Consider the following 17,966-nt stretch of genomic DNA (forward strand, 5'->3'; position numbering starts at 1 on the left):
CACTTCGATAGGGAGGAGAAGAAATCGCTATTGTCGCCTGGCTTTGTGGTTAAACACCTCAACCACCTTGGCGGCGGCGCGGGCGGTTTCGTTCAAAGGGGTATAGGTCCAGGTCTTGAGCGTACCCTCGAACGGGCGAACGATGCCGCGGTGTTCCAATGCGTCGTGGAAGCGGGCGAACTTGCCCTCGGCGCGCAAGCGGTCCATGGCCAGGCGATAAACGGGCTTGCCGGTGACGGCGGCTTCAGTGGCCATGTTGACCGAGTCTTCGGTGACCAGGATATGTTCGGCAGCGTCCAGGACAGCAAAATAAGGGTTGCCGCCCTGGCCGTCGTAAATGAAGCCGGGCAGATCACCCAGCACGTCGTGGAAGACCGCGCGGGCATCGTCCGGCGTACGGCGCGACAGCGTCATCAGCAGGCTGCCCGAACCGACGGCCTGCCGGATGGCGGCGGCCATCGAACGGGCGCGTGCCGGCGTCAGGTCGTGGGTTTTCGATTTGCCCCCGACCAGTACCGCGACGCGCGGAGGTCGCAGGGCCGCCAGATCCTGCCAGCCGGCAGCTTCGGCTGTCAAACGCTCAGGCGTGATACGATTGGTCGACCCCAGCAGCGACAGGACATTTTCGCCTCTGACCTCATCGTGCTCAGGCGCAATGACCAGGTCGAAGGCTGACAGCTTCTCTTTCGGATCCTGGAGCTGGACCACCAGGGTCTTGCCATCCGAGCGCGTCTTCATGCGCAGCGAGAAGGGTAGGGTCGCCCGGCCGGCGGCGATCCAGATGTCAGGGTAGGGCGCTTCGATGCGGTCACTGTCCGCAGCCAGCATACGATCCGGCCATAGTTTCAGCACCGTCGGCCAACGGTCGAACGCGGGCTCATAGAGGATGCGTTTGACGATGATCCGGGCCGCAATCACGCGTGCAACGGCTTCGGCCAGGCCCAGAACCTGGTTTTCGATACCGGCGCGTCCGTCGGACACGGCCCAGATCGTCACAGGCTGAGCTGGGTCAGGTTTCATCACCGTAGCGGGTCAGATCCATTCGACCTTGAGGATTTCGTACGCCTTGACGCCGCCGGGCGTCACGACTTCAACGACATCGCCGACTTCCTTGCCGATCATCGCCCGCGATAGCGGCGACGACAGCGAGATCTTGCCCGATTTGACGTCGGCCTCGTGGTCGCCCACAACCTGGTAGCGGCCCTCTTCTTCGGTGTCCTCGTCGATCACCGTGACCGTGGCGCCGAACTTGACGTTCAGGCCCGACAGCTTCGAGACGTCGATCACCTGAGCGCGGCTGATCTTGTCCTCGATGTCAGCGATCTGACCTTCGATCCAGCCCTGACGTTCCTTGGCAGCATGATACTCTGCGTTTTCGGAAAGGTCTCCGTGTGAGCGGGCCTCAGAGATGGCCGCGATCACGGCCGGGCGCTCAGTCTGCTTGAGTCGCTTCAGTTCATCGTCGAGAGCCTTGTAGCCCCCAACGGTCATCGGCACTTTTTCCATGTGCGATTATTCTTGAAACACCCAGAGGAATGACGAAAAGCCCTACAACCGGTTGAGGGTGAATACAACCGGCAGGGCTGAAGGCTAAGACTGTGAAAGAGGCCGCCCTGTTCACCTTGCGGTGCACAAGAGCGGCGTCACGGCCTGTATAGTGCGATTTCTGCGAATTTGGAAGAGGAGTTTTGTGCCGGGCTTTTTATACTGGTTTTCAACCCTTTAGGGGTTTGGCGGGGGGCTCGTCTTCCGGGTCGGCGTCGGGGTCGGTGAGCTTGATATTGATCAGTTTGATCCCCAGGCTTTGCCCCGTTTGCGGCTCGGATTGCGGCTCTGGCTGGCGGGCAATCTGGCTGCGGCCGCTGCGCGGCGCAGAACTGCTCGCCGACGATTCGGCTGCGCCTTCGCTGACCACAGGTTCGGGCGTGTTGACCACGAAACGTAACCTGAGCGTGTCCTTGCGCAGCACCGAGGCCGGCAACGAAATCGTATGCTGGCTGGCGCGTGGCTTCAGTTCGATTTCATCGACCTTGACGTCGTTGACCATGACGCTGACCTGGACCGTGCGGCGGCTCTTGGCCTTCAGGTTCAGGTCCAGCTTGCGTGGCTTGGGCGTATCGAACTCGACATGCTTGATCGGGATCATGACATTGGCGTCGGGGCCGTCGCTCCAGGTCCCTTCCGTGTCGGGGCGCGACCAGTTCTGGTCCAGCATGCAGGTGCCCTGATCCAGCCAGCCAAAGCGAAGTTCCGATCGGATCGGATCCCACACCGGCTTGTCGAGCGGCAGGTCCATGGCCGCTTCCGGCGGCAAAATCCACACCCCGTCCAGCATGCGCAGGCGCGGACGCAGATTGGCCGGAGCGTCGCACTGCTTGAGGAAGACCAGCAGGTGGTTGGACTTGACCTGGCCGCTTTTGAAGGCGTCCTGGCTGGCGTCCTGATAGCCGACCTGGATCAGGTTCTCACGCGCCGCATACATGGTATTGACCGGCAGCTTGTTCGAGGTGGCGCGCCAGGTGACCTCATAGAACAGCTTCTGGTTCAGGTGGACATTGGCTGGATAGAAGTCGACACCGTCCGAAGCTTCGACCAGCTTGTCCCACAGCGGCGACGGCGTCAGGTAATAGATCTTCTCGCTCTGGGCGAGGCCCGTGGCCTTGCGCATGGCGGCGGCAAAACCCGAAATGTCATAGGCCTGGACCGCGATAACCAGGGGTAGCAGCACGCCAACGGTCTTGGGGCGCGCCCTGAACAGCACCACCAGCGCGGTCAGGATCATCAGGTAGGCGATCGGCCACATCATCCGCCCCGACGCGCGCAGGATGGATGCCGGTTCGCGCAGGACTTCGGGCAACGGGAAATTCCACACCGTCATGTTGAAGAACTTGGCGTTGTTCGAGACGGCAATCAGGGCCAGGCACAGCATCGGCAAGGCCAGGGGCCACAGCTTGTTGAGGAAGTCTTTCGACCGCTTGGCTTCGGGTGAGGTCAGGTACAGCACCACGGCGATGACAATCAGCACAAGAAGGCCGAACCCGAGATACTGATAGCCTTCGAACGACTGGCCGCCGTTCAGGGGCGTTGCCTTCAGGATATTGGAGAAGTCCTGGCGCACGGGATTGAAGAAGGCATCGATCCCGGCGGTGTAGTAACCCCAGCCGCCGGCACCCGACGCCATACCCTTGGTGTAGGTGCCGGCAATGCCCATGGTGATGATGGGGGCTGCCAGAACAAGGACGGCGCGCCAGGTCATGTCGATCAGCGCCTTGCGGTCGAACGTTCTCGCGGCCGGCCAGAAGCGGCGCAGGACATCGCCGCCCCAGATGGCAGCGATCATGAACAGAAGGTAGGGGTGCAGCAGGCCGGCAAAACCGAGCAGGCCGATCCAATGCCACATCTTGGCGCGCTCAGTCTGCACGTTGAGGAAGATGTGAAGGCCCCACAGGACCAGAAACTGGGCCACCAGGGTGTCGTGGCGCATGCGGTAATAGAGAATCGGCAGCAGGCTCAGCACAATGGCGCCGCCAAATGCCATCCAGCGGTGCTGCGCGTACGGCCGGACAAGGTGGTAGGCGACGAAGAAGTGCAGGGCCACGCACATGGCGAACCACAGCCCGATATACTGGAAGTTCTCGGGCAGGAGACTGGCAAAAGGTTTGAACAGGAAGGCGAACGGCGGATTGGCGTCCAGCGACATCAGGGTATTACCGACAGGGGCGGCCAGGCAGGTCTGATGGTTGAGGCTTTCGGCGCAATGGCGGTAGGCGTTCCAGCCAAGGACGTGCTGGCCCCAGTCGGCCTCCAGCACCCAGCCGATCCGGGTCGGGTCGACAATGTAAGGATTAAAGAAACACAGAAACAGGACGACGGGCGCCAGGCAACAGGCGGCGCGGAACACACCCGTCCAGACCTGGGGCGGCAGGTTTGTCACAAAGGCTTGGGGCTGGCTCATCAGGGAGCGCCAGTTCCAGGTCGGCAAACGCATAATCTTTTTCGATACTCGGACGGAGGCGGGCAGGGGGCTCCTGCAATCGTCGTGCCTGTCTGCGGCGGCGTCGCGAAGGACCTTTTGTCCAACGCGATAAGCTCTTGTGACGATAACAGGATGATTTCAAGTCACAGTGTACGCGAATCGACGAAGTTCACAAGCCTGTGAACGGGTGACATTTTGTTACACCTCTGTTGCGTCCCGTCGCCCTGATCGGTTCCGCCAGGGCTTATAACAGCACTGGCTGCACATGTCGCGAACGCGTCCTCAGCCCCGCTTCAACCCGACTTGCAGACTGTTGATCACCTGCCGCGATCGGGGTAACAATGTTATAAAATAAAGCAGGGGATGGATATGCGCGCAATCGTGAAACTTGCGGCGGCCGTGGCTGTTCTGGCCGCAGGCCTGGGTTTGGGGTCCGCCAGCGCGGCATCGGAAAAGCTGGCGCCCGAATGTTATGTGGTCGGCCTGCCGAGTAGCGCGCCCGAGCGGACGGGTATCGACTGTTTTGTCATCGACACCGGCAACACCCTTCAGAACTGGCAGAGGCGTTCGGCGCCGACGATGCGCGAAGGCTGGACGGTGGTTGGCAGTGGCCTGTCGCCGAATTCACGCGCCATCAGTTGCTTCCAGCGGCGTAACACCGGCCGCCGGGACTGCTTTGCAATTTCGGCCGCCGGACATGTGGTACATTCCAAGACGACGGGCAGCAGCTGGGGCGCGTGGGAGGATTTGGGTGCCCCCGGGTCCGGATCGATCGATCACGCGGACAACGAACTGACATGTCTGAACTATTCAATTAATCTGGCGTGTCTTGTCCGCACCGATGCGGGCCAGGTGTACATGAAGCGTTATCGCCTGAGTGGCACAGTGATGGCCTGGACTGACTGGGAAGTGATCTGGGCGGGTCACATCGGCAATTGCGTCACCACCGGCGTCATGGATGACTATTGCACGCTGTTTACCGCCTATTCCGGTCGCGAAGGTCCAACCAGCAATGTGCAACTCCTGCGCTTTCAAAAATGGCAATTCCCCGATGGCCGGCCCGCGGCGTTTGAGCGCCCGGTTTGGGGGGCCTCGTACCGCGGACCCGGTCCCGGCCTCGAACTGACCGGACGTCCGGCATGTCATGAGCTGTTGTTCGACTTTGCCCCGGGTGCGACCAGCGAGCGCGGCGGAAAACGCGTCTGCTTCGCGTTGGGTGCCGGTGGCGATTTCGATGACCGGCTGTGGGTGCGCGGCATTGACGAGCGACCTGGCATGCCTTCGGATCCGGCAACGGGCGGATGGAGGTCCCGCGGCGTGCCAATAGCCACTGGTCAGCAACCCAATTGCGTCATTCTAACGCCACGGGCCAGTTGGGGCGGGCCGCATCCTGAGTTGCTAACCGTCGGATGCCTGCATCGTACCACATTGGGCCCAAGCCACGAGGTCGCCGTTAGCCGCTATACAGGCTCAGAGTGGGTCGAGGAGATGCGCGACCTGCAAACACCGGTCGCCGGACCGATAAGCTGCGTGGCGCAAAATTCGGCTAGCCTCGGATGTTTCTACCGCAGCGAGGCAGGCCAGTTGACGATGATTTCAGTTGAGCTTGCGACCAGGAACATATCGACCTCGTATCACCTGCCTGGTGTCAGATTCTGATCCGGCCCTGGGTGGCAGGCGTCTCTGCCACCCGCCTCAGGCATATTCCTGCAATGGACGCACATCCAGGTCGCCCTTGCGGGCGCTGGCGATGGCGCGGGTGGCAGCGACCGCGCCCGATGCCGTCGTATAGTACGGAATCTTCATCATCAGGGTCGTGCGGCGGATTGAGAAGGAGTCGGCCAGGGACTGCTTACCTTCCGTGGTGTTGAACACCAGAGCGATCTCGCCGTTTTTGATGCCATCCAGGATATTCGGACGACCCTCCAGAACCTTCTTGACCTTTTCAACCTCGACGCCCTGCGCCGCCAGATAGTCATAGGTTCCGCCCGTGGCGACGACCTTGAAGCCCATCTCCAGCAGTTGGCGCACCGAGTCGACGATGACAGGCTTGTCCTGATCCTTGACCGAGACGAAAACCTTGCCCTGAGTCGGCAAGATCGTGCCGCTACCCAACTGCGACTTGGCGAAAGCGCGCGAGAAGGCCTCGATCATGTCCTCGCCGTCGCGCATCCAGTCCAGGCCCATGACCTCGCCGGTCGAGCGCATTTCCGGCCCCAGGACCGTGTCGACATTGGCGAAGCGGGCGAAGGGGAAGACGGCTTCCTTGACGGCGACGTGGCGATAGTCGCGCGGTTTCAGATTGAACTGCGCCAGTGACATGCCGGCCATGATCTTGGCGGCGATGCCGGCCAGCGGTTGCCCCAAAGTCTTGGCGACGAAGGGAACGGTCCGCGAAGCGCGCGGGTTGACTTCCAGCACGTAGATCTTTGGGTCGGTATAGGGGTTTTCGATGGCGAACTGAACGTTCATCAGGCCGCGAACCTGCAGCGCCCTGGCCAGTTCGATGGTCTGGCGTTCCAGTTCCTTGACGGTTTCCGCCTTGAGCGAAAACGGTGGCAGCGAACAGGCCGAGTCGCCCGAGTGCACGCCGGCTTCTTCGATATGTTCCATGATGCCGGCAACAAACACGGTTTCGCCGTCAGCGAGAGCGTCGGCGTCGACCTCGATGGCTGCCGACAGATACTGGTCGATCAGGACGGGTGAGTCGCCGGACACCTTCACGGCTTCGCGAACATAGCGGGTCAGTTGTTCGTCGTCGCGGATGATCTCCATGGCGCGGCCGCCCAGGACATAGGAGGGACGGATAACGATGGGGTAGCCGACTTCATGGGCAGCACGGAAGGCCTCCTCCGGTGTCCGCGCGATGGCGTTGATTGGCTGGGTCAGTCCGATATCGCGCAGAAGGTGCTGAAAGCGTTCGCGGTCCTCGGCCAGGTCGATGGCGTCGGGAGAGGTGCCGAGGATCGGAATGCCCTCGTCCTCCAGCGCCTGGGCCAGCTTCAGGGGCGTCTGGCCGCCGAACTGGACGACCACGCCCAGCAGTTGTCCGTTCGACTGTTCCACCGCGATCAGTTCCAGCACGTCTTCTGCGGTCAGCGGCTCGAAATAGAGGCGGTCGGAGGTGTCGTAATCGGTCGACACGGTTTCCGGGTTGCAGTTGACCATGATGGCCTCGACGCCGATGTCCTTGAAGGCAAAGGCAGCATGACAGCAGCAATAGTCGAACTCGATGCCCTGGCCGATCCGGTTGGGACCGCCGCCCAGGATGATGGCCTTCTTGCGGTCAGTCGGTTCAGCCTCGTTCTCGGCCGGCTGGCCCAGGGCGCCCGATTCGTAGGTCGAATACATGTAGGCGGTGTTGGACCGGAACTCGGCGGCGCAGGTGTCGATTCGCTTAAAGACCGGGCGCACACCCAAAGCGCGGCGTGCCGTCCGAACCTCGACCTCGGTTGTGCCGGTCAGTTTGGCCAGGCGCACGTCGGAGAAGCCCATCGCCTTCAGCGAGCGCATTGCCTTGGCGGTCTGGGGCAGGCCGAGGACGGCGATCTTGGCCTCTTCGGAAACGATGGTCTCGATCTGGCGCAGGAACCACGGCTCATAGAAACAGGCGGCATTTATGTCTTCGACGCTGAGACCATGACGGAAGGCCTGGGCAATGACGCGGATGCGATCCGGTGTGGCGCGGCCCAGTTCGCGGATGACGGCTTCGCGGACAGCCTGGTGTTCGGCATTCTTGACGCCAGGAATTTCGACTTCGTCAAAGCCGGACAGGCCGGTTTCCAGCCCGCGCAAGGCCTTCTGCATCGACTCGGCAAAGGTCCGGCCAATCGCCATGACCTCGCCGACCGACTTCATCGAGGTGCCGAGCAAAGGCTCGGAACCGGGGTACTTTTCAAAGGCAAAACGCGGGATCTTGGTGACGACGTAATCGATGCTGGGCTCGAACGCGGCCGGCGTCGTCTGGGTGATGTCGTTTTGCAGTTCGTCGAGCGTATAGCCGACGGCCAGCTTCGCGGCGATCTTGGCAATCGGAAAGCCGGTCGCTTTCGACGCGAGGGCGGACGAGCGCGATACGCGCGGGTTCATTTCGATGACGATCAAGCGGCCGTCGGCCGGGTTGAGCGCGAACTGGACGTTGGAACCGCCGGTTTCGACGCCGATCTCACGCAGCACGGCCAGGCTGGCCGAACGCATGATTTGATACTCCTTGTCGGTCATGGTCAGGGCCGGGGCGACGGTGATCGAATCACCGGTGTGGACGCCCATCGGGTCGACGTTCTCGATCGAGCAGACGATGATGCAATTGTCGGCGGTATCGCGCACGACCTCCATCTCGTATTCCTTCCAGCCCAGGATCGACTCCTCGATCAGGACCTCGGTGGTCGGGGACAGGTCCAGCCCGTTGGCGACGATCTCCTTGAACTCTTCCATGTTGAAGGCGATGCCGCCGCCGGTACCGGCCAGGGTAAAGGACGGACGGATGACCGCCGGCAGGCCGCCAATCGCCTCCAGGCCCGCCATGGCTTCTTCCATGGTGTGGGCGACGGACGACTTGGCCGATTCCAGCCCCAGCTTGTCCATGGCGTTACGGAACTTCTGGCGGTCCTCGGCCTTGTCGATGACCTCGGCCTTGGCGCCGATCATCTCGACATTGTATTTGGCGAGGACGCCGGAGTTTTCCAGCGCCAGGGCGGTGTTGAGCGCCGTCTGCCCGCCCATGGTCGGCAGGAGGGCGTCGGGGCGCTCGCGGGCGATGATCTTTTCGACGAATTCCGGCGTGATCGGCTCAATATAGGTGGCATCGGCGACGTCCGGATCGGTCATGATGGTCGCCGGGTTGGAATTGACCAGGATGATGCGGTAGCCTTCCTGACGCAAAGCTTTACAGGCCTGCACGCCGGAATAGTCGAACTCGCAGGCTTGACCAATGACGATAGGCCCGGCGCCGATGATCAGGATGGACTTGATATCTGTACGTTTGGGCATAGTCGGTCTTTCGTAACAATCGGGTCGCGCGCGAAGTGACGGCCTGCGTTAAGGACGCGGGCCGTGGCGGGGAAGTGCCGGTTTTGGGCTAAGCGGGTGCTTTAGTGCCTTAGGGTGTGCAGTGCAACCCGCAAAATTTACAAATTTAGGCGGTCCAGTCTTCGACAGGTAGCCAAGGCGTCAGGCGCATGCGGGCTGTGTCGTTTGTCACCAGAATAGCGCTGGCAGACAAAGCCTGGGCGGCGATCATCAGGTCCAAAGGCGCGATGGTGATTCCCTGCGATTCGCAGTTTCGGCGCAGGTTGCCGTAGGCCCGGGCTTCGGACCCGGCCCAGTGCAAAACCGTCACGGTACGGAAAAAGACGTCCACTGAGTGGTCCAGGCGCGGCGGGTGTCCCGCTTTGGCCAAACCGAACAGGATTTCCGCCCGTGTGACGATTGAGATTGTCGCCTTTTCGATGGACAGGGATCTCGCCGGATAAAGACGTCTTCACCTTCGAAGCGATAATCCTTGGGAAGGCGGACAGCCTGGCTTCGGCCGGTCATAAAGATCTTTGCAGTATCGTCCATGGCAGATGATCAGCAGATATTGCGGTATATATTAAGATATCTATCCGCCTTGCCCGTCACAAAAAACCGCCTCCCCCGGAGGGTGAGGCGGAGGGGTTTGACGCCGGGTGAGGGACCGTCAAACCAGCTATTGCATCGCGACGGTCATGACCAGCGTGGGGTTGACCGGTTCCTCGCCGCAACGCAGTTCCATATACAGGAAGGCCGCGTCATTGCCGGTGTGGGCCATGCCGCCCAGGCGGCCGCCCTGGGCGATGCGGTCGCCGGTAACGACCCGCAGGTCCGACAGGCCGGTCAGGACGACCCGACGGTCGCCGCCGATGTTCAGCACCACCACCTGGCCCAGGTTCTCGACCGGACCGGCATAGTCGACCGTGCCGCTGGCCGGGGCCGTGACGTCGGCGCCGGCGGCGGTGCGATAGATTATGCCGCGGCTGCCGACCGGCCCGCCGACAGTGAACAGTGGTGTGGCCTCGCCGTAACCCTGCCAGACCTCGCCCTGAACAACGGGTGCCAGGCGAATCGTTCCGCAGGCGGCCTGGGCATGCGCGGAGCCGCCCAGAAGGAGACCAAAGGCGGCCACGATCAGGGTTATGGCGATCGCCAGGGTCAGGGAATGCAGTCTGGAGGTCGTCATCTCTATCACCGGTCTTTGTGCGTCTTGATAGGAGGACTATACGGCAGGGAGTTTAACACCGGTCGAAAAAATTCTTACCCTGCTGTCGCAAGTTTTACGTCGCCGTCAATGTTATAGCCCGTTTCGATAAAGTGGACACCACCGCACGGGCGCTCCCGCTTTCGGCTTGCGCTCTAACGTACCGGCCGGAACATGTAGCCTACGCCGTAGACCGTCTGAATCACGTCGTCCTCGCCCTCGGGAGCAATATGTTTCAGCTTGCGGCGCAGGCGCGAGATCAGGGTGTCCAGCGACCGGTCGGTTGAATCGTCGTGCATCTCGGACATCCGCTCCACCACCTGGTCGCGGCGAAGCGGGCGGTCGCGCTGGGCCAGGAAGACGTGCAGCACGGCGAATTCGGCGGCGGACAGGATCAGCATCTTGTCGGCCGGCGAGGTCAGCCGGCGCGTGCGATTGTCCAGGCTCCAGCCGAAGAAGCGGGTTATGTCGGCCTCGTCGCGCACCGAGCCCGGCGTTCGGCGCAGGACTTTGCGGATACGTAACCCCAGTTCGTCGCTGTTGAACGGCTTGGCCATATAGTCTTCGGCGCCAAGGTTCAGGCCCTTGATGCGGGCGACATCGTCGCCGCGGGCACTGAGCATGATGATCGGCGGGCCATTATTCTGGCTCAGGCGTTCGCAGATGGCGAGCCCGTCTTCTCCGGGCATCATGCTGTCGAGCACGATCAGGTCGATGCGGGTATCGGCCAGAACCGCATCCATCGCCTTGCCGCCATCGGCCAGGAAGACACGAAAACCCTGGCGCGTCAGGGTTGCCTTCAGCAGCTCGCGGATGGATTCGTCATCATCGACGGCAAGAATATTGGGTTTTTCCGGCGCGGAGTCGGACATTCTGACCCTAGTTCAAGACACATATTTGTCCAAGCATGCCGCGAGTCGCTACCCCACGACAGCCATCATCACGCAAACGGCCAAAAATTCAGCGTCAGGCGGCGACTTTTTTGTAGACCCGCATGTTTTCGGCGAAGCGCTCGAACAGATACAGACTGTCGACGGGGCCGGGCGAAGCTTCCGGGTGGTGCTGGACGCTGAACACCGGTGCATTCGTCATGGCGATGCCGCAGTTGCTGCCGTCGAACAATGAAACGTGGGTTTCGACCACGCCGGCGGGCAGGGTCGCCTGGTCGATGGCAAAGCCGTGGTTCATCGACACGATCTCAACCTTGCCGGTGGTCTTGTCCTTGACCGGGTGGTTGGCGCCATGATGGCCCTGGCTCATCTTGAGGGTGGCAGCGCCCAACGCCAGTCCCAGCATCTGGTGGCCCAGGCAGATGCCGAACACCGGCACACCGGCCGCGATGATCTGGCGAATAACGGGCACGGCATAGATGGCGGTGGCCGCCGGGTCGCCAGGACCGTTGGACAGCAGTACGCCATCGGGAGCCATGTCGAGAATCGCCTCGGCCGGGGTTTGGGCCGGCACGACGTAAACGTCGGCGCCGATATCGACCAGGGCGCGCAGGATGTTCTGCTTGACGCCGTAGTCTATGACCACGACTTTGAAATCGTGCCGGGTGCCCTGAGAGAAGCCTTGCGGCCACTGCCACAGGTCGGTGGTAAAGCCGGCCGGCTGCGTCACCGTGGCGTTGACCGCCAGGTCGAGCCCGCCCAGACCCTTCCATGCGGCGGCTTTATGGACCAGGGCCGGGATGTCGAAATCGCCCGACGGATCATGCGCCACGATGCCGTGCGGCATGCCGTTTTCGCGGATGCGACGGGTCAGGGCGCGCGTGTCGATACCGGAAATGGCGACGATGCCGCGCGCCGTCAGCCAGTCATTGAAGCTCAATGTCGAACGCCAGTTGGCCGGCGGGGTTGGGGCGTCGCGGAAGATGGCACCCCGGGCGGCGCGCCTGGGGTCATCTCCGAGTTGCTCGACGTCTTCGGCATTAACGCCGACATTGCCGACATGCGGAAAGGTGAAGGCGATGATCTGTTCCATATAGGACGGATCGGTCAAGATTTCCTGGTAGCCGGTCATGGCGGTGTTGAAGCAAACCTCGCCCAGGACTTCGCCGGTGGCGCCGCAACCCACGCCCTGATAGACTGTGCCGTCAGACAGCACCAATACCGCTGTGCAACCTTCAACACGTTTAGCCGTTTCGGGGGTCATTGGGGGCATCTCCTGTGGCGCCACGGGCACGCACGGGCGACCGGCGCGCAAACGGCCGCACACATAGGGGCATGAGGTGGGCGTATCAAGACTTATTGTGACGCAAGACCATTTAACTGCCCGATGCCGCTGCCCTGATGCGGTCTTTCCCGTCCAGGGAGACTCGTCACAAATTGGCGACTTGGCGGATGAATCCTATGGCGCGCGCATTTTTTTCGTCATATCGTCACATCGAAACGGTTAGTGTCATAACACTGTCATGCGAATGGTTCGATATGGCAGTCTTGTGCTACGCACAACAAGGTTTTCAGGGGAGTCGCACAATGACGCACGAAGCACCCGCCATACTACTGACATCGGCGGACATCGAAATGATCGAGCAAGAAAAGGCAGGGCTTGAAATGGAGCTGTCTGCCATGGAACTGCGGCGCAATGAGCTGGAAATTCGCCGTGGCGAACTCAGCGACAGACTCGTCAAGATTCGCTCCCTGCTCGATGCCCTCGGCCTGGGCACCGTCAGCCAGCTGGCGTCGAACTCGCTGTACGCCGCTCGCAACGTCAAGGCCGTGCCGCGCAACGGCGTGATCTCGTAAGCCTTACCGCGCGGTTCCCGGCTGGATTGTTACGGCGGTCCCGGTGCAGCTGACCATCAGCATGCTGCCGCTCTGGCCGACGGTGGAATAGTCGATGTCGATGCCGACAATGGCGTTGGCGCCGCGCTTGGCGGCTTCGGCTTCCATTTCGCGCAAGGCGGCGTCGCGCCCTTCGCGCAGGACTTCCTCATAGGCGTTGGAACGGCCGCCGACGATGTCGCGGATCCCGGCGAAGAAGTCGCGGAAGATATTGGCGCCCAGGATGGCTTCCCCGGTAACGATGCCGAGGTACTGGCTGATGTGGGAACCTTCGATGGTATGTGTGGTGGTCATCTGCATGGCGAATCCTCCGTGTTGCAGACGGACCTTGCCACAGTCCTGAGCCGTGTCCAGTCGCGGTCACGCAGGTGTGCGCATCAATGACGTCTGTGTCGCTTCGCGTGGCCACGGCCGATTGCCTGGATAATTGTTCGGACCTCTCCCACCGCGCGCCAGGCGGTTCAGATGTCTTTTCCTGGCGAAGACTGCCGGGCAAATCGAGTTTCATTACACATCGGGCAACTAACAATTACCCAATTGACAACATGTCCACAAAATGCTGCCACTATTCAAATTGGATTTGCGTAGTTTATAATAGAGATAGCGCTATAATACTGGAATAGAATTATATGCGAGCTATAAGAATACATTTTTCTTTGGAAGTAGATAAGGTTTATCCCCCCATCTCGGTGGAGATTTTAAACGGATATCTCATTAGCGAAAATATCGTTGAAATCGACAATACTCCTTTTTTCATTCAGGGTATTGCTGTCGGTTACAAGATTTTTTGTGAGTCATTTGGAGATTCAATAAACTATAGATACTTAAGTTTAAAATCATCAAGTGGAAGAGGCTCAGTCTCAATTATTTTTGTTGAGCCAGACTCTTCTGAGGAAGTTTATCAAAGAATTCGCGCCATGGGGTTGTACTCGGAGTACGGAGAATTTCCTGAATATAACATGCTTGCTGTGAGCGCTCATAACTTGTCAGAGTTCGAGATTTTGACGAGCTATTTGTCAGTGGAAGAAGCAAAAGGTCGAGTTAGTTATGCAGAGTTGTGTTTGCCAGACACTTAAACAGTAGGCGTGGTCCTGTGCGGCCACATGGGCGCGTGCCCGGCCTGTCCTTTTGCCCCGTATTTCCGGGAATTCCGAGGCGAGTCCGAATGGGACGAAAAACCGAAGTATTGGTGCGCTATAACCCAAGGGGTGAATAATACGGGTTAAATGAGGGGCGGGTGAAGAGCCTGCGGATAGAGTGTGATTATCTATTGTGCTTCGACCTGTGGTAGTACATCTATGGGCGCTGAAACCCGTCGCTATTGAGGCCTATTCTGTCACCGCACGCCTGTCCATTTTGCCTGCCGACCGAAGGTAGATTGGCGTTTTTCGGTGCTCTGATCAAGGGGATTTGGGACGCTTTTCCTGTTACAGAGGGGCATTTGCTGCTGACGCCGCATCGGCATATTGCCACGTGGTCGGACCTGCACGCGTCGGAACAAACGGCCCTTATAGACGGCATCGAAACGGCCAAATCCCTTATCAAAGACAGGTTTTCCGTCGACGGATTCAATGTCGGCTTCAACGAAGGCGAGGCGGCTGGCCAGACGATTCCGCATTTCCATATTCATGTCATTCCTCGCCGGCGTGGGGACATGAAGGACCCGAGGGGCGGGGTTCGTCACGTCATTCCCGCCAAGGGAAACTACCTCATTCAGAACGGTTCTCTGGTTGAACCCAAGCCAGATGATGTCCCCAAGCCAGAAATGTGGGTACCGCACAACCGCGCCTTGATTTCTGGCGGCGACGACGCGCTCATTCGTCACCTGATGCCGCATATAGACCGCGCGTCAAGCGTCGACGTAGCAGTGTCCTTCACCATGGAGAGCGGTATCCGCATCCTGCGATCCCATCTTCAAGATCTGCTCAATCGCGATGGTCGGGTGAGGTTTATCACAGGCGACTATCTGGATGTGACAGACCCAGATGCCCTGCGTCGCTTGATGGATCTAGAGGGTGAGGTGTCTTTGCATGTCTTTGAAACAGGTAGGATTGGCTTTCACCCAAAGTCATGGATATTTCACTTTGCTGATGGGACGGGCGTGGCGCTCGTCGGGAGTTCCAACCTGTCCGAAATGGCGCTGCGCACCGGCGTGGAGTGGAACTATCGCGTGTTCACACCCAACCAGGATGGGGGATGGCGCGACGTCCTAAATGGTTTTGAAGGCTTACTGGCACGTCCTGAAGTCAAGTCTCTGACCCATGAATGGATAGACAAATACGAAAAACGCCGCGGCGTACCGACGCAAACCCAGTTTAGGGCGGCGGAGGTCGAAGCCGAAGCTGAGCTCATCCTACCGGTACCACATCTGATTCAGAGGCGTGCCCTTTCGGCTTTGGAGGAGACGCGGCGCGATGGCTACACGGCAGGCATGGTCGTCTTGGCGACGGGGTTGGGCAAGACGTGGCTGAGTGCCTTTGACAGCCATCGCCCCGAGTTCAAGACGGTGCTTTTTGTCGCTCATCGCGAAGAAATCCTGTCACAAGCGATGGAGACATTCAGGGTCTGTCGTCCCAAAGCCCGTCTTGGCCGCTATACCGGGACGCAGAAGGATCTGGATGCCGACGTGCTGTTCGCGTCCATCCAAACCCTGGGTAAGGTTGCTCACTTGCGTAACTTCGCTCCGGACGCCTTCGACTATGTCGTCGTTGACGAATTTCACCATGCGGCGGCGCGAACCTACCGTGGGCTTATCGACCACTTTACGCCAAAGTTCATGATAGGGCTCACGGCGACTCCCGAACGGATGGACGGAGGCGACCTGCTGGGATTGTGTCAGGAAAATCTCGTCTTCGATTGCGACGCATTCGAGGGGATTACCTCTGGTCTGCTCTCAGCCTTTAGCTACTTTGGTGTGCCCGATGATGTCGACTATGCAAATATTCCGTGGCGCAACGCAGGCTTTGACGAAAAGGCTCTTACCGCTGCCTTGGCAACCCAAGCCCGCGCGAGCAACGCCTTAGAACAACACCGTAAACACGCCGGTCAGCGGACCTTGGCCTTCTGTTGTTCTCAGCTTCATGCTGATTTTATGTCGGAGTTTTTCCGAGCCAAGGGGATGCGTGCCGTGTCGGTGCATTCCGGCAAGACCTCGGCACCTCGCACCAGTTCGCTAGACGCGCTTCAGGCAGGGGAATTGGACATTCTTTTTGCCGTCGACATGTTCAACGAGGGCGTCGACATACCCAATATTGACACTGTCCTCATGCTGCGACCGACCGAGTCGACGACGATTTGGATGCAGCAATTTGGCCGTGGGCTGCGACGATCAGAGGGCAAAACGCGGCTGAACGTTATAGATTACATTGGCAATCATCGGATATTTTTGACCAAGGCGAGGGCGCTGCTGAACTGCAATGCCGGTGACCGAGACTTGGCCATCAAACTCCAGCAGGTGCGCGACGGTGAGTTTGAGCTACCACCGGGGTGTAGCGTTACCTATGACCTGGCGGCGATGGACTTGATGCAGAGCCTGCTGCGGTCGACCAGCCAAGGTGACGCTCTCGAAGCCTTTTACATCGATTTCCGGCTAAGGTTTGGCGAAAGGCCGACGGCGCTCGAAGTGTTTCATGCAGGCTTCAACCCGCGCACCTCGGGTCACGGATCTTGGTTCGAGTTTGTAAATCACCACAAGGATATTTCGGACCAAGACAAGCGCGTGCTCGCTGCTCACCATGAGTTTTTGGATAACCTGTCCAAGACCCAGATGACAAAAAGCTACAAGATGCTGCTTCTAAAGGCCGTCCAGCAGGAAGGTGCCCTGCCGGGCGCCCTTGGCATTGAGCCTTTGACGGCGCGGTTTACAACCATCGCAAAGCGACACCCCATTTACCGAAGCGCCATCACCGTGCCGATTGACAATGCGGGCGCCGTGCGCAGATTGCTGGAAGTCAATCCGATTGATGCCTTGGTCAAGGCCCGCGGAACATCCGGGCGTACATTTTTCGACTACAAAGATGGCATTTTTCGCACGACCTTCTCGGTCAGCGATGACCTTGTCAGCGCTTTCAACGCCATGACCAGAGAGGTCATTGATTGGCGCCTTGCCGAATATCTTGTTCGCGCATCCGCATCGACGGACGCGCAATCAGACCATGGCTTCGACGGAATGTCTGAGCCCCAAACGCAATTCACCCATGACACGCCAAAGGGCCCTGAGGTGTGGCAGGAATATATGCGCGAGGATATCCCCAAGCTATATGGGGGACAGTTCAGCACGGGGTCGTGGAACCAAGGCTTTGTGGTGCAGGGGAATGATGTCTTCATTCTCGTCACCCTCGATAAGAGCGGTCTTCAGGATAACCATAGGTACGAAGATGGCTTCGTGGACGACCGACACCTAAGGTGGCAAAGCCAGAACCGTACAACACAGGTATCGAAGCATGGGGGGATTATTAGCCAGCGCGACAAGGGGTATTTGATCCACCTTTTTGTTAGGCCGACGAAAAAGCGCGGGTCAACGGCAACGCCTTTTATGTATAGCGGCGACGTAGATTTTGTTGAATGGGAAGGTAATAATCCAATCTCCGTCACTTGGAAATTGAGGAACCCAGTACCGCCGCACATGAGACGTGTGCTCGGCCTTAATTGACGGGTTTTATGGGCATCGGGGCGACTTGCGAAGGTTCAGGCCGCCGCCGAAGGGTAGAAAGTAAGTCGCCCCACCACCACATCTCACGCGCTGGCGGCCTGCGGCCTGGCGCGTTCGTGCGGTCTCCCTCCCCATCGAAGAGCGATGGGGATGTATAAGAAAGCGCGCTTCTATACATCCCTGCGCCTCTTACGCGGCGTGATCGCAGCCGAGATACATCTCGGCAAGTGAAGGACCATAAGCACAGCGTAACGTAGTTAAGCGTAGCGTAGCGACATTGTGGTGGGGCGACTTACTTTTGGTTTTGCCGGCTTCGACGGTCAGCCACATTGTCAGAAG

13 protein-coding genes are annotated in these 17,966 nt (G+C 59.6%); 4 read left to right on the forward strand and 9 right to left on the reverse strand.

Going from position 1 to position 17,966, the window contains the following annotated elements; translation table 11 throughout:
- Window positions 1-27: 27 nt before the first annotated feature.
- The 3 genes from ABAC402_RS28680 to ABAC402_RS28690 form a co-directional block, all read right to left on the reverse strand.
- On the reverse strand, window positions 28-1,020 hold the full coding sequence (locus ABAC402_RS28680; RefSeq protein ID WP_031235466.1) for a mitochondrial fission ELM1 family protein: 993 nt from the start codon (window positions 1,018-1,020) through the stop codon (window positions 28-30).
- A gap of 12 nt (window positions 1,021-1,032) precedes the next feature.
- Complete coding sequence (gene greA, locus ABAC402_RS28685) at window positions 1,033-1,506, reverse strand: transcription elongation factor GreA (protein WP_023449177.1); 474 nt, start codon at window positions 1,504-1,506, stop codon at window positions 1,033-1,035.
- A gap of 208 nt (window positions 1,507-1,714) precedes the next feature.
- On the reverse strand, window positions 1,715-3,988 hold the full coding sequence (locus ABAC402_RS28690) for a DUF6311 domain-containing protein (RefSeq protein ID WP_023449178.1): 2,274 nt from the start codon (window positions 3,986-3,988) through the stop codon (window positions 1,715-1,717).
- Between the two features lie 357 nt (window positions 3,989-4,345).
- On the opposite strand from ABAC402_RS28690, the gene ABAC402_RS28695 reads away from it, so the two are divergent.
- Window positions 4,346-5,635 carry a hypothetical protein gene (locus ABAC402_RS28695; RefSeq protein ID WP_155847354.1) on the forward strand — a complete coding sequence of 430 codons (1,290 nt, stop codon included), beginning with the start codon at window positions 4,346-4,348 and terminating at the stop codon, window positions 5,633-5,635.
- Window positions 5,636-5,671: 36 nt separating this feature from the next.
- On the opposite strand, the gene carB is transcribed toward ABAC402_RS28695, so the two are convergent.
- The 5 genes from carB to carA all read right to left on the reverse strand — a co-directional run bounded on the left by carB (window position 5,672) and on the right by carA (window position 12,344).
- Window positions 5,672-8,965, reverse strand: a complete 3,294-nt coding sequence (gene carB, locus ABAC402_RS28700; RefSeq protein ID WP_023449180.1) for a carbamoyl-phosphate synthase large subunit — start codon at window positions 8,963-8,965, stop codon at window positions 5,672-5,674.
- Between the two features lie 145 nt (window positions 8,966-9,110).
- Window positions 9,111-9,431: a PIN domain-containing protein gene (locus ABAC402_RS28705; protein WP_082179891.1), complete on the reverse strand. Its 321-nt coding sequence runs from the start codon at window positions 9,429-9,431 to the stop codon at window positions 9,111-9,113.
- Between the two features lie 231 nt (window positions 9,432-9,662).
- The gene (locus ABAC402_RS28710; protein WP_023449182.1) at window positions 9,663-10,172 is read right to left on the reverse strand and encodes a murein hydrolase activator EnvC; all 510 of its coding nucleotides are present in this window, start codon (window positions 10,170-10,172) and stop codon (window positions 9,663-9,665) included.
- Window positions 10,173-10,345: 173 nt separating this feature from the next.
- Window positions 10,346-11,062, reverse strand: a complete 717-nt coding sequence (locus ABAC402_RS28715) for a response regulator (RefSeq protein ID WP_023449183.1) — start codon at window positions 11,060-11,062, stop codon at window positions 10,346-10,348.
- 94 nt (window positions 11,063-11,156) lie between these two features.
- Window positions 11,157-12,344 carry a glutamine-hydrolyzing carbamoyl-phosphate synthase small subunit gene (gene carA, locus ABAC402_RS28720; protein ID WP_031235468.1) on the reverse strand — a complete coding sequence of 396 codons (1,188 nt, stop codon included), beginning with the start codon at window positions 12,342-12,344 and terminating at the stop codon, window positions 11,157-11,159.
- A gap of 323 nt (window positions 12,345-12,667) precedes the next feature.
- Here carA and ABAC402_RS28725 point away from each other — a divergent pair, with 323 nt between their 5' ends.
- Window positions 12,668-12,937 (forward strand): hypothetical protein, encoded by a 270-nt coding sequence (locus ABAC402_RS28725; RefSeq protein ID WP_023449185.1) that lies wholly within the window; start codon window positions 12,668-12,670, stop codon window positions 12,935-12,937.
- A gap of 3 nt (window positions 12,938-12,940) precedes the next feature.
- Here the strand turns inward: ABAC402_RS28725 and ABAC402_RS28730 are convergent, their stop codons facing one another.
- On the reverse strand, window positions 12,941-13,276 hold the full coding sequence (locus ABAC402_RS28730) for a heavy metal-binding domain-containing protein (RefSeq protein WP_023449186.1): 336 nt from the start codon (window positions 13,274-13,276) through the stop codon (window positions 12,941-12,943).
- Window positions 13,277-13,632: 356 nt separating this feature from the next.
- On the opposite strand from ABAC402_RS28730, the gene ABAC402_RS39700 reads away from it, so the two are divergent.
- Together ABAC402_RS39700 and ABAC402_RS28735 are read left to right on the forward strand one after the other, a co-directional pair.
- Window positions 13,633-14,052, forward strand: a complete 420-nt coding sequence (locus tag ABAC402_RS39700; RefSeq protein WP_162148515.1) for a DUF4265 domain-containing protein — start codon at window positions 13,633-13,635, stop codon at window positions 14,050-14,052.
- 302 nt (window positions 14,053-14,354) lie between these two features.
- Window positions 14,355-17,627 carry a DUF3427 domain-containing protein gene (locus ABAC402_RS28735; RefSeq protein WP_023449187.1) on the forward strand — a complete coding sequence of 1,091 codons (3,273 nt, stop codon included), beginning with the start codon at window positions 14,355-14,357 and terminating at the stop codon, window positions 17,625-17,627.
- The last annotated feature ends 339 nt before the right edge of the window (window positions 17,628-17,966 follow it).

Source organism: Asticcacaulis sp. AC402 (assembly GCF_000495835.1).
Classification (GTDB): Bacteria; Pseudomonadota; Alphaproteobacteria; order Caulobacterales; family Caulobacteraceae; genus Asticcacaulis.